We start from the raw sequence: 12,948 nt of genomic DNA on the forward strand, positions 1-12,948 counted from the left end.
CACCTGCCACCGCGCGAACGTCCCCGGTGTCAGTCGGTTTTGACCTCTTCACACATCGTCTGTCGGAGCTCATCGACGCGGAACAGTAATACTAACTAGGTGGTCATAGTTCCGTACGAACATACCGGTTTATAGCATGGACCAGGAACAACTTCATATCAACGAAGCGGCCAAGTGGTTCTTCTTCAGTGGTGGGCCTGGAGCACCACGCTATGGCGACGATCCGACCAAACACGCCGTAGACCACGACTCTGAGGCGTTCGTCCGGGAGGTTCTTCAAAACGCGAACGATCAGGGCCTCTCGAACGGCGATCCAGTCGAAGTGACGTTCCGTTTCGTCACGCTCACTGGTGACGCTAAAGAGGAGTTTCTAGACGGACTCGGCTGGGACGATGGACTCGGTGAACGGATGCGAGCGGTCTCAAACACACACAATGGCCATCGCTACGAACGGGTCGTCGAACGAGTCAACGACCCCGATGCCGAACTCCGCCTCCTCGTCGTCGAAGACAGAAACACGACCGGCTTAACCGGAACCTGGGACGAAGATTCGAACTATGCCGCGTTAGTACGGGACGAGCTTTACAGCAGCAAGCAGGACGACACTGCCGGCGGCTCGTACGGCCTGGGTAAGTCCGTACTATGGACGTTCTCGGGCGCTTCGACGGTCGTCTTCAACTCACACCTGGCTCACAGCGAGCGCGAAGACGATTCCCCGCGACTGATTGCCCGTTCTAAGTTCCCTACACACCAACTACCGGAGGAAGATACGACGTACCAAGGTGCGGGGTGGCTCTGCCAGCCTATCGAGACGGACGATGGCCCGCGCCCCGAGTCTTTCTGGGGAGAGCGCGCGTCGCGGCTCGCGGAACAACTGCACGTGGAACGGCCCGCAGTCAGCGGAACGAGCGCTATGGTCGTCGAGTTCCAAGACCCGACGCGAGACGAGCGACCAGACGTCGAAGACCTCGCACAGGAGTTCGTTGAGGCCTCTGTCAAGTACTTCTGGCCAGCGATCTATCGGGGTGACCTCGAAATCACGGTCGAAACGCCCGACGAGACCCTGACGGCCGACGTCGAGAGTGTCCCGGCGATTCGACCGTTCGTCGAGGCTTACGACGAGAGGACTACAGACGCTCAGACGTTGGTTGACCCCGGAGACGTTGCTGGACTCGACATCCCGGTTGATCTACCGCCTTGTGCCGATGGGACCGAGACTCCCGACGGCTCGGTACGGTTGTCGGCTCGCCTCGCATCCCCTGCGGACGACGATACGTACATGAATAACGTCGCGCTGTTCCGGGGTGCGGGAATGGTGGTCAAGTACTACGACCAGAGTCGTGTCGCCTACGGTGACCGGAACTTCTTCGGCGTACTAGCAGCCGGCGAAGCGCGGTCGGAAAGGTCCCCATCAGATAGTGATCGAGAGATCGACCGATTCCTGCGGTTCGCCGAACCGCCTGAGCACGACGAGTGGGAATCCACCGAGAACCTCCGCGAACAGTACCAGCGTGGATTCCGGACGGCACTCGACGACATGTTTGGAACGCTGCGTGACGGCCTTCGTCACCTAATCTCGAAGGGAAGCAACGGCGACACCCTCTCCGACAACGTTCTGAACAGGTTCCCCATTCACGGGAGCGGAAATCCACGGTCCACGACATCACCTGCTGACCCTGTCTTCGAGATCGATAGCTCGTCCCACTACGATGGCGACGCGTGGACAATCTCTGGTCGAGTCGAAGTACTTCCAGAGGAGTTCGATGGTTGGAGTGCCGACATCTCACTCACCGGAGTCGGTGAGGACGGATCCCGTTACGACGACATCCCTATCGACCACCTTGAGATCGAACAAGCGGACGTAACCGTGTCGTACGACGAGGGACGGGCTCATCTAGTCGCCGACGAAAACGTTCGAGAGATCTCGTTCACTGGTCGTTCTCATTCAGACGGTGACGCTGACTTAGTGCACGGTGACGTGGGTGCGACCCAATTAGAGATACTCGCGGAGTTGGAGACTCCGGAGGGGGACTAAGTGTGAGCCGACGTTCCCAACGACACCGTAGTACGGTACTTCCGTTCAGCTACCGAGACGAAGGAGTCGAGTTTGAACTCGACTCCTTCGCTGTTGACCAGGGGAATCGAAAAGCGCTCGGCCTGAAGCCAGGGCAGACCGAGATCAACCTCGCATCGGCATTGTCGTCTTCTGACAGCAGTGGCGATCCGGACTGGGAGACCCTCACTCTCGACGGGAAGCTTCGACTGCCCGAGGAGACGGTTCAGGCGGTCTTTCCACAAGATGAACGGGAACGCCTCCCTGCCAAACTCTACGTCACCATTCGCTGTCACGAAACGATCTACCGTGATCGGGTCGTCATCTCCGAGGCACCTACGACTCCAGGGGAATACGACGTAACGATAGAAGTCCCGAAGAGTACTGTCCGGGGCACGGTCGAACTTCGTCCGTATCTCGTTCGTACTGAATCTCGTCCGGGAGATGGTTCGAACGAGTACGCCGACCAGAAGAACTTCCGCGTCGCCAGTGGGACGCTGTACTACGTCGTCGTTGATGGACCCCAAGACGACGAGCGAGCTGCAATTGACGGTGAGCAAGTGCGTTTCTCACAAAACGCTCACCTCCCGGATGGGAACAAGCTCTACTACCTCGACTTCCGGAACGAGAGTCGTCCTAAGTTGTGGATCAACTCCGATCATCCCCGTATTGCCGAGGTACTACAGAGTAGAGGATCTGTCGGGGCCGAGGCGCGGATGCGTGACGTGATACTCGACCAGGTGAGCTACGGTGTGTGGGTACAACTCCTTGTTCGTGCTAGGAGTGCTGTAGACGTAGAGGGCGAGGTCGAACACGAGTGGCAGGAGATGGTACTCCAGACGTTTGCTAGCAACCTCTACGAAACTAGCGACGTATCAGAAGCGACACACCGTCTCAAAGACGACCTCTCTGACCCGCAAACCCTTCCCCACGTAATGCAGCGGATCGATAGCGAACTTCAGGAGTACATAGATCCACGAGAGCAGCTGATCCATCTCATGGAGGAGGGCCTCCAGATCTAACGTGACCGAAACAGAATTACACCGACTGACCGAAGATGGACGTCGCCTCGTCGGTGAATCGTTCATGCAGGGCGAGGCAGCGATCACCGACGAACAACTGACCGAGTACGTCGAGCCCATGCCGGGTCGTCCGACAGCCGATCTCGACAGGATCGACTCGGCGGTAGAGCAGGTGCTAGAGGAGTACCCCGAGTACGATACAGCTATAGACGGCGCACTCGCTGAAGAGATCCACCGTGGTCTCGATATCACGAGACGAACCGCGGGCGATCCAGGCCTCTGGCACTGGCTGGCAGTAGTGCGGTATCCCGATCTCGTCCGGCACCGTTGGGAGTATCGTTCCGAGGAGGCGATGAGAGAGAAATTCCTCGGTGCGGGCTCCGACTTGTACTCGAACGCCATCCACCGGCTCTGGTGGATCGCGGAACTCACTTCGCGTGGTGACGATTATTCGACGACTGACGCGGTCTTTGCCAACCAGACGATGGTCAACAAGGTGTTCGACCGCTGGTTCGCGCGCTACCAGCCCGCTGTACGAGCCATGTGTAATGAACTCGCAGACGAACCGTCGCGTGTCATAGACGAGACGACACGGCGGTTCAATCACGCACTGACGAACGTGCAGCTTGAAGGACTGTCGGAGAACGAGGCACGAGAGATGATCAGACAGATTGTTGCCGAGTCTCGGTAAGGGCGTTTCACTTAGGCCTCAATCGTGAGAAAATCTTCTATCGAGAGGATCTCTAACGCTGAGTCAGTATCGTAGCGACTTACTATCTGATCGTTGATTCGCTCCGGTACGGACTTGTTTTCTGGGCCCAAGAAATCCGCGAAGGAGTCGGGTAGACCATCACCGCTCTCATCCGCTTCACCCCCTTCTACAGCACTTCCTGCATCGTCGTCGCTCCCCAAGAGGTCTTCAGTGTCTTCAGTGAGGAATGTACCCGAGCCGCCGTTTCGGCTCCACGCGGCTGCATCACAGAGAACTCTGATATCGTCCTCATTCTCGACGACACCACGTAGCAGGCCAACCAGCTGAGCGTCAACTCCATCAAGGGCCAGAATAGTGAGGACTCCGTCGGTGTCGAAGAGTTCTTTTCTCGCCTTCTCCAGCCGATTGATCAGCTCGTTCAATCGACGAACCACTTCAACGTCGTCCATCTCTGTGAGGTCGGAGTATAGGTTGATGACGTATCGAACGTCGTTCTTCTGGTCTAGATCGGTAGGCTCGTACTCGTCCAGATCGTCCGTCGCGGCTAACTCTAAGAGCTCGCGGTGGATGTCTTGGTGCCGATCAGCTACCGAGACGAACTCGCGTTTGATGCGCTCGCTGGCTACTTTGTCGAGAGTGGTGTCTTCGAAGAGCTTTTTTGCGTCTGCCTCCCCTTCGACAGCGTAAGCGAACAACACGCAGGTATCGGTGAATACGTCCTCTACGTCCCCTGCGGGTGCAATTTCACTCATCTCGACGCATCGCCTGGAGCGCGACGGCTCGACCGATAGTTTCCACGTCGTCGTCGTGTTCCGGGTACTGATCTGAGGTCGGAACTAGACCAGCATCCACACATGATTGACTAACACTGTCGATGTGTTTCTGTAGGTTGTCCTCCACAGAGAAGTGCTTCTGGGCAGACCACTTCCGCAAGGTCGGGGCGTTCGGGCCCTTCGTAGTCTCTTTCGACATCAAAAGGGCGGGATACTCCCAGATCCATTCGTTGTAGACCTGCTTCAGTTCTTCCAGCACGGTCACCTGTGACTCCGTGACTTCTGAAGCACGCGTCTGACTGAGGACGAGAAACGCGTCCTCTACTAGATTCGTAAACTCTCGGACTTCGTCGAGAGTCTGACTCAGGAAGTCGATACCAACCAAGCCGAGGTGCATTCGAGCTGCAGCACGCCCGACGTCCTCGTACTGTTCTATTCCGAACACCGGAGAAGGCCGATCTGCTGATGATTCCCGTCGAGCCGTCCGAACCTCCTCTAAGGCGGAATCGAGGTGCTGTCGGAGCGCCACGTTCCCCAGGTACAAGTCTCGATACTCCTCTGGCGCGTGTGACTCGTAGAATGCCGCGAGGAAGTCCAGGTCGCTCGCGTACCACCAGTCCTGGTCTAAGCCGGGTGTGAAGTCACTGCGTCGGTAGAAATCGACGATGTCGTCGAAAGCCGCCGTGAATATCCCCGACTCGCGTGCGTCTGGTGTGGGCATCTGCGTGCTCGCTGGACCGACTGTTCCCGACTTCGGAGCTGCTGGCATCACGGCCCCGAACTTGTACCAGCTATACGTGACCGGGAACGCCTCATCGTCACCGGTGAAGTGCTTGACCGCAAGGTACGTGTACTTCTGCCGCTTGATCCGAGTCCCGTACTCCCAGTTTAGGTCGGAGTTCTCTCTCACTGCCTGTTTCAGGGCAGTCTCGACTTTTTCGAGAACGTTAGACTCGTCCGGTGGGGCGTCCGGATGCATTACCGTGTTACCTCGGGAATGGGCGTTTGAGTGTTCGACACGAAGTACGTGAGAGTAAGTGTACTAACACCAATTTGCTACTCGCATAAGTATCTTTCTGGCTCTGTTGAAACCCTCAGCAACTGATTTGAAGCGGACGTTGAATACAGAGAGGGGATGCAGCAAGCCGGCTTTGTATGTTCCAACTGGACCGCGATGAATCAGCCGATCAGTAGACCTGGTGTACCGACCGCTGGCGTTTCTGTCAGGCCAGTTGATCCAGAGACGTGTACAAGTTGCTCATTACGGTTTCACTATTGGAGTATAATCATTCAGAGAATTGAGGGAAGAGACCAGTCACTCACGAACGGGCCATTCGGACTCTGGTACGAGGTCTTCGTGTCGAAAGGATAGTGGGAGTTCCTCACCGGTTTCAACCCGACGAAGACGGTAGTGATGGCTATCAATATCTCGGCCAGTCATGTCGCCCAAGCTATCTGGATCGTCCCCGATGACTTCGCAGACGAGACCATGATATTGTGCATCTATATCATCGTCGCTCAGATAAATACGAACTCGTTGCCCGACTTCGTATGGTGAGTCAGAAGGCTGGGGAATATTCTCCATACTGGTAAGGCGGGGGCCATCATACAAAAATCTCCTTCAAGTTGTGTGTAGCCTCTGTACTGACCGACTCAACGACTGCAACCTGAACAACCACTGTGCAAGACTTCCACTATGATTCAGTGCGTCTACTGAAACACATCTTCTCCTAAGGGTTTCAACAAAGCAGACGAACTCACAGACAAATAGCCGGTAAATCCGCAACACGAGCAGTATCACCGACTATATCGGCAGATCAACTGGGTGCGAGTACTCGAACACTTCGTCGAACACTGTCGCAGCGTCCTCAACGATGTCACCTTCGACGACGACGCCGAACTCGAAGTTAGTCGAGAGACTCGTATCGGTCAGGTTTGCGCTTCCGACGTAGCAGACCCTATCGTCAACGATCACGATCTTCGCGTGAGTCGCAAACGCCTGAGATCCCTGTTTCTCGTCCCATCGGTAGAGGTCTCTCACCTCGAAGTTGTCGCGGTGGTCCTCGTCGATTAGGTCCCACATCTTGTTGAGCGTCGTTCGTGTATCGCCTTCCTCGTCTGCGGTTTCTCGTGTCAGTAGTCGTGTCTCGATATCTCGCCGGGGGAGACTCGCAAGGTCGGACACGAGTTCGAGTGATGGGTCGAAGTACGGGTTGGCGATCCGTACCGACGAATCGGCGTCGAACACCTGGTTGCGGATGGTAGATGCGATGTCGGGGATCGAACGGACACGTGCGGAGGTCGGTTCGAATCCTCCCGGAAGTGTAGCCACGAACTCAACCCCGTCGTCCTGACCCGTTTGGGAGGAACGACCGTCTGATGCAATCACCGCGGCTTGCTGGGTCAGTACTCGGTCTACTTCGGAGGGATCGACCTCGAAGGTGTAGTCCGCAAAACCCCGCTCGTCGGTCGCCGATTGAGTCGCTGCTCCGTTCTTCTGGAGACACGTGAAGAGGGCAGCCGCTTCTCGGGTGGTCAGCGGTGTTTCTAATCCCCGATCTACGTCGGCCCGAGTTACGGCACTGCGGTTGAGAGCCAAGATGGTGTCCCGGATAGCGACGACACGGTCAAGGTCGTCGAACTGGCGGACCACCGCGAAGTTCGTGCAAATCGCGTCGTGGTCGTCGGTCACACGTATTCTGACTCCCAGAACGCGGGTATTCGACCTCTGTCGCCGCCGACTAGATATCGGCGGTCGAGGTTCCCGTTGGCACCCTCGCAAGCGACTTCACTCATGTGGAGGCACGCGTGGCAGGCACCGTCCTCGTGTTCACATACGGGGTCGTACACGCACTGCTGGACGTCCGCGATAGTCTCGTCAACCCACGGGTGAATCCTCGTCTTGAACAGTGTGTGCATCCCTCCTAGGGAGAAGTGTTCGGTGCTACTCGCGTAGAGGAAGATAGCCGGAATGCTCGGCATCACGTACTCCGAGATGCTGTTGCTGTCGAGACCACACTGTCCGCTCGCCGTCCGCATCAGCGCGTGGCTCATCGAGTGGAGGAGCGTGTACACTTCCCGCGTGAGATCGTCTTCGATGGGCGAGTAGTGGTCACGGAGTTCGTTGGTGTCCACGTTCTCCAAGAACCACTCCTTGAGGTCACTCTCATCGTCTGTATCGGGACGCTCGACACCACGCATTGTTCCCTTTTCGTCCAGCCACTCGATGATCGCGGATCGGTCCACTTGGAGGACGATGGCCTCAGAGGGAGTTTGGTCAACGTACACAGGGGTGCTGTCCTCACCCCGGGGATGCGGGAAGGGCTGTAGGTCCGTCCGCGACCGTTCGGGGCGGTCGCGGGTGAACCCGAACGTGTAGTTCAGCAGGGGGAGATTGTCCACGACCCACGCTGACGCGATGTTCACTTTCTGGAGTTTTTCCGGGTATACCTCTGCCTCCGGGTTCGATTCGAGGAAATCATCCTGCTCCAAGAGACCGTCTAGGGACAGAGGAGTGGGTTGTCGTTCCATCCCGTCTGTAGCGTCTAGATTCCCTTCGTATCCCTGAGTCGAGCGCAGGTAGGTGAAGAGTTCGTGAGAGAGCGTCGAGTACGCCTGATCTACGTCACTATCGCCGCCTCGCTGGGAGGGGACCTCGACACGTTCGCGGTTCTCTTCCACGACCTCCTCTCGCGTCGAACCCTTTATCGTGTCTTCCGCGACGTCGAAGACGTCTCCGAGATCCACTCCGCTCTCGATCATCTTTTCGACCTGTTCTGCTCCCACTTTCTCCTTCAGCTCCTCTATCTGCTTCTCCCGGCGTTTCGCGTCGCGTTCGTCCGTCGTCATCCGGCCGAGTTCTTCGTAGGTCTTCCCCTCCTCTTCGACGACGTCGTCGAGGTCACCGAGGTGAGCGGCCATCAGTATGCGGGCCCAGCTCTCACCGTATTCGATCTCGCCGCTGTATCGTTGGTCGATTGGAAGGTTGACGAGGACGTCGCCTTGGGAGTAGTAGACGGAGTTGCTCGCTATCGGACGGAAGTAGACTCGTTCCTTGTTGCACTTGGTGCAACGTTTCGACATGTTCCCACAGAAGTCGCCACACTCACCACAGTAGAAGTACCACGAGAGGGGGTCGTTGATGTTCTGCTTGTTGAGGTAGATGTGGTCGTATCCGTGGTCCGGGTTGCTACAGGGCTGCGGGTTGATCGACATCATGTTCCCGCAGTCGTGTACGAGAACGAAGGCGAGTTGACGGAGTTCACCGCCACACTCGGGACACTCTCCGTTGGTGTAGACGAAGTGACTGGGCTCTTTCTTACTCACGACCCGGTGGCAACTCCGGTTCTGACAGTACATGGTCAGCGGGTAGAGCGATCCGACGACGCGGTTCGGTCGGCGGAAATCCACGTCGTCCACCGTGAGGTCTACCCAGGGGTCCTCGTCGTCGTTCCGGAAGCTAGATGCGTGAGTGGCGATCTGTTCCGCGACGTAGTTCGCGTCGAGCGAGTCGATCTTGTCGGTTTCCCAACGGGAAACTTTCATCGATAGTCCCCGCCGCCCATAGTCAAAGAGCGACTCGGGACCGAATCGGTACATCACCTGCGCCAGACCGCGTTTCATCTCTGAATCTGCCATCGTTACTTCCTCCTGTCGAACATATTCAGCACCTGTGCGGTACCCGTATCGACGTCAATCGGGAGCTGCTCGTCGATGTCCCGTAGACTCCGCATCGGTCCTCGGTCGTCCTCACTACGCTTGATCATGTTCCCGATCCATCCTTGGTAACCGTCCTTCGGGTGGCCGGACATGCACCGTTCCCAGATGTCTTCGAACTCCCGCTCGACTTTCCGCTCGTAAAGATCGACTGTCCGATCCTCCGCCCACTCGGGACGCTGGTCGGACGTGACACAGTAGGACCGCTTCACGAATTCGAGGAGCTCGTCCTTGTCGAGATCGCCCGCACGCTGTGCCTCTCGGAACGAGTCGTAGAGGTACACGCGCCCGGCGGAGGATTCGAGTTGCTCGTCGTAGTACTGGAGGAGCGTCGCAGCGAAGATACCTGGCATCGTGCAGTTCACCGCGAACTCGGCCCAGCGTTCCAGTGGGGTCGCTTCGACGAGGAGGTCTTGGAAGTCGTGGTACCTGTCGAACCGCGTGTAGTGAGAGCGGTCGCGGACGTGGATCGGGTTGAACAAGTCGAAGACGGTACCCGTGACGTGGCGACCGACCCGAGAGTACGCCTGGATGTACTCCGCCGTCTGTCGTGGCATCCCGAAGAACGAGATGAAGTTCAGCGTGTCCACGTCAACGCCGTGGGAGATCATGCTGGTCGCGTTGACGATATCCACGGGATCGTCGGGATCCTCCGATTCGAGACGTCCCAACACATCACGAACGACATCGAACCCCGTTTCACCGCTCATCACTACGGAGTTCAGCGGGTCGCGTTCTTCGTCCCGTGTCTCCAGCCACGGGTTGATCATGGAGGGGACGGCACGCTGGAGACGGTCGCTGTCTACCTTCTGGATATTGTACGCGATTTGCGTATCGTAGTACTCCAAGATATCCAGGACGGCGTTCCGTCTCTCTGAATCTTCGTCGGGAAGATTGAGGTCAACGACCTCCCCATACGGTGTCGTGCGATGGTGTTCTCGTTCTAATGCCGCCGAGAGTTCGTCCGGGTTTCGCTGGTAGTGCTGAATGACGTCAGCGTACTCACGGAGAACCTCGACCAACGCGTACGTCCGCGATACGTTGTGCGGGACCGAACCGACGATGCGACGACCGAGTCGGTGGGGGTCCTCGTACGCGTAGAACGACTGTTTGAGGAGCGGACCCGGAGAGGGATAGGTGTTCACGTCCTTCCAGTAGAGAGCGTGAACTTGGTTCTCGGCACCCTTGATCGTCGCCGTCGCGGTGACGTTCTTGATGTCCCAGCCGTCACCGACCCGGTTGGCCCACTCTTGGAGGAACGTCTCGTAGTGGGAATCGAACGCGCCGAACTCCTCTCGGAGCAAGTGGAGTTCGTCCTGAATCAGGATCGACGGAGGGTCTACTGGGTTAACGTCATCTACGTCTTCGTCACAACTGTACCGCGAGTATCCACGGTTCGCAACCAGACATTGGTTTTCTCCCGAGAATCCGTGCTTCGGGCAGCGTTTCTTCAACCGTCCGAAGAGGGTACGGAAACGGCGTTGCATCCCGACTACCGCGATCTTGTCGATAGTGCTCACCACGAAGGTCGGAGCGTACCGATAGACCTCTCGGTCCGTCACGTAGATAGGGAGTTCCTCTTCGTCACAGTCGTCATTCGTGCAGATGTGGAGGAGGCGCATCCGGTCGTAGTCGCCGTCCAGCTTGACGGCGTCCTCACCACAGAATGGACACGTCGTCACGATCTTCCACTTCTCGGCGTAGCGACTGTCCTCCTCTTTTACCAGACTGATGTTGTCGGTGAGATTGCCGTCTTCGTCCGTCTCCATCAGTTGATTCGGGGTGTTCCCACTCCCGACGAAGTACCCGAGGCTGAACTCGTCGGTGTCTGGGCACTCACGACGGCGAATCAGCTCTGCTTGCGCGAAGACGTCCGCGATACGCTGGAGTTGCTGGAGGGAGAGTAGCCGGAGGGGGAACTTCGTGAGCGCCGTCGTCCCGTGAGCCTTCCCCCGGAGTCGATCTCGGAACGCGGTGAAGACGACGAGGCCGAGGTACGCCTCGGTCTTCCCACCACCGGTAGGGAAGTAGATCACGTCAACCTCGTCCAAGCAGTGGTCCTCTGCGTCGATATCTTCGGTTTGGGCCACGACGTCCGGGATGGCCATGACGATGTAGATGATCTGGAAGAGGTACCACTCCTCGTACTTCTCCCCCATCTGGTCGAACGTCTGGTTCATGAACTTGAACGCCGCTCGACTGTGGCCCACGTCGTCCCGGATGAGCTTCCGGCCTTGGTCGAAGCGCCGTCGTTCCTTCTCGAACGCCTCCAAGTTCTCGTCGAACTTCTCTCGTGCTTCGTCGCTCCGGTCGGTCAGGACTTCGGAGCGCATCGACTCGTACTGTTCCCGGGCTTCTTCCATCTCCCGAGAGATGCGGTCCAAGTGCGTCTCGATAGTCCCCCACGCGAAGTCGCTGAACGGGGCTGAGAGCGTCTCCCGGCTACGGTACTTCCGCTGCTCGTGAATCGGAACGGTCACCGTCTCTATCGTGGTGGGATCGGTTCGTTCGACGCTACAGTTGCGTCCGAGACCATCCATCTCGGGATCGTAGTGGTACTCGTTCCTGATCTCGTCGGAGACGAACGGCTCAATCGGGGTCTCCTCGACAGAAACTTCGGAGTTGACGTCGAAGAAGAAGGCCCGCCACTCCTCGCCTTTAGGGTCAAGTGCATCGGGATACTCGACACCGTGTTTGTTCACGAAAGAGACGGAGACGATGATGTCGTCCTCGTCGTATTGGGCTGTAAGTGAGATCTCGAAATCCCACACCGGCGTCGGCGTGTCTCCACTGAATCGTTGTTCTAAGAACGTCTCGAAGGTTTCCTCGTCTTCCAGAGCAGTTTCCGGAATCTTGTCCTCGTTACGACTGTCTACCTCTTCCGGTGGGTCAGGCTCCCAGTACCGGCGCTCGTCTTGCCGGTAGGTCTCCATCGCGTCCGTCAGCGCATCGTCGGCCGTGAGTGGGGGTAGCTCGCCGTCGGACTTTGCGGCTCGCTTTACGTCGCCCGCGGTAACTGTGAGAGGGCCAGCTTCGATCTGAACTCGTTCGTACACTGGTCGGAGTTCCTCTAGTGACGCATCGTCTCCTGCATACTCCCCGGATTCTTCGTCCTCGGAATCTTCTGCCTCGGACTCTTCGTCTTCCTCAGGCGGTGTGAGCGCATCGTCCTCAGCAATTTCCGGATCGAATCCGACGGGCCCACCGAACTCCTGTTGCTCCTCGTAGGTCGGTAGACGGCGGTAGTAGACCTTCGCAGTAGGATTGATGGTCACCGTCTCGTCGTCCGGAACTGACGCCGGGAGCTTGAACTGGAGCCCCATAGTGAAGGGTGCGACCCGCGTGGCGATGTTCCCGAACGCGTCGTCGGACTCCTGGGCTTCGCGGTACTGGTACTGGCTCGCCAGTGCGCCCGCGAAGAACTGGTCCTTCGGGTTGACGTCGTAGACGGTCTGACCGTAGTCGCCTCGTCCAGTGATTCGTTCGACGAGTCGTTCCAGTAGAACGTTGTTGACGGCTTGGTGCTGCTGATACTCCTTGTCGTCTTCGTCTATCTCGTACGCGTCGTCCGGTGGTCGAACGTACCCGCGAGAGTCGGATTGTGGTGGAATTTCACGCGGCCCGAGGCCCATGTGCTCTCGTCATGGCAGAGTCTCATAAGTTTAGGGAGCG

Annotated in this window: 9 protein-coding genes; 3 read left to right on the forward strand and 6 right to left on the reverse strand. The window is 57.6% G+C overall.

The genetic code is table 11. The features are described from left to right. Positions 1 to 136: 136 nt before the first annotated feature. Genes LCY71_RS17685 through LCY71_RS17695 form a run of 3 tightly spaced genes read left to right on the forward strand, consistent with a single transcriptional unit; the run spans position 137 to position 3,766 of the window. The gene (locus LCY71_RS17685; protein WP_225336247.1) at positions 137 to 2,035 is read left to right on the forward strand and encodes a hypothetical protein; all 1,899 of its coding nucleotides are present in this window, start codon (positions 137 to 139) and stop codon (positions 2,033 to 2,035) included. A 2-nt stretch (positions 2,036 to 2,037) separates the two neighbouring features. Next, positions 2,038 to 3,075 carry a hypothetical protein gene (locus tag LCY71_RS17690; protein WP_225336248.1) on the forward strand — a complete coding sequence of 346 codons (1,038 nt, stop codon included), beginning with the start codon at positions 2,038 to 2,040 and terminating at the stop codon, positions 3,073 to 3,075. Between the two features lies 1 nt (position 3,076). Next, positions 3,077 to 3,766: a DUF6339 family protein gene (locus LCY71_RS17695; protein WP_225336249.1), complete on the forward strand. Its 690-nt coding sequence runs from the start codon at positions 3,077 to 3,079 to the stop codon at positions 3,764 to 3,766. An 11-nt stretch (positions 3,767 to 3,777) separates the two neighbouring features. Here LCY71_RS17695 and LCY71_RS17700 read toward each other — a convergent pair whose 3' ends face one another. The 6 genes from LCY71_RS17700 to LCY71_RS17725 all read right to left on the reverse strand — a co-directional run bounded on the left by LCY71_RS17700 (position 3,778) and on the right by LCY71_RS17725 (position 12,908). Further along, a complete protein-coding gene (locus tag LCY71_RS17700) occupies positions 3,778 to 4,539 on the reverse strand; it encodes a DUF8169 family protein (protein WP_225336250.1) in 762 nt (253 codons plus the stop codon). Next, entirely contained in the window at positions 4,532 to 5,539 is a 1,008-nt protein-coding gene (locus LCY71_RS17705) for a DUF8098 family protein (protein WP_225336251.1), read from the reverse strand. Before LCY71_RS17705 ends, LCY71_RS17700 begins: the two co-directional genes overlap by 8 nt. A gap of 336 nt (positions 5,540 to 5,875) precedes the next feature. Then, the gene (locus LCY71_RS17710; protein WP_225336252.1) at positions 5,876 to 6,145 is read right to left on the reverse strand and encodes a DUF8139 family protein; all 270 of its coding nucleotides are present in this window, start codon (positions 6,143 to 6,145) and stop codon (positions 5,876 to 5,878) included. Between the two features lie 219 nt (positions 6,146 to 6,364). Then, positions 6,365 to 7,252 (reverse strand): phospholipase D-like domain-containing protein, encoded by an 888-nt coding sequence (locus LCY71_RS17715; protein WP_225336253.1) that lies wholly within the window; start codon positions 7,250 to 7,252, stop codon positions 6,365 to 6,367. After that, entirely contained in the window at positions 7,249 to 9,198 is a 1,950-nt protein-coding gene (locus tag LCY71_RS17720; protein WP_225336254.1) for an MrfA Zn-binding domain-containing protein, read from the reverse strand. Before LCY71_RS17720 ends, LCY71_RS17715 begins: the two co-directional genes overlap by 4 nt. A gap of 2 nt (positions 9,199 to 9,200) precedes the next feature. Next, complete coding sequence (locus tag LCY71_RS17725; RefSeq protein WP_225336255.1) at positions 9,201 to 12,908, reverse strand: helicase-related protein; 3,708 nt, start codon at positions 12,906 to 12,908, stop codon at positions 9,201 to 9,203. Between the last annotated feature and the right edge of the window lie 40 nt (positions 12,909 to 12,948).

Source organism: Halomicrobium urmianum (genome assembly GCF_020217425.1).
GTDB lineage: Archaea > Halobacteriota > Halobacteria > Halobacteriales > Haloarculaceae > Halomicrobium > Halomicrobium urmianum.

Coding starts and splice junctions, on each gene's coding strand:
- LCY71_RS17705 (WP_225336251.1), bottom strand. CDS start 5,539: ATGCATCCGGACGCCCCACCGGACGAGTCTAACGTTCTCGAAAAAGTC.
- LCY71_RS17720 (WP_225336254.1), bottom strand. CDS start 9,198: ATGGCAGATTCAGAGATGAAACGCGGTCTGGCGCAGGTGATGTACCGA.
- LCY71_RS17725 (WP_225336255.1), bottom strand. CDS start 12,908: ATGGGCCTCGGGCCGCGTGAAATTCCACCACAATCCGACTCTCGCGGG.
- LCY71_RS17710 (WP_225336252.1), bottom strand. CDS start 6,145: ATGGAGAATATTCCCCAGCCTTCTGACTCACCATACGAAGTCGGGCAA.
- LCY71_RS17685 (WP_225336247.1), top strand. CDS start 137: ATGGACCAGGAACAACTTCATATCAACGAAGCGGCCAAGTGGTTCTTC.
- LCY71_RS17700 (WP_225336250.1), bottom strand. CDS start 4,539: ATGAGTGAAATTGCACCCGCAGGGGACGTAGAGGACGTATTCACCGAT.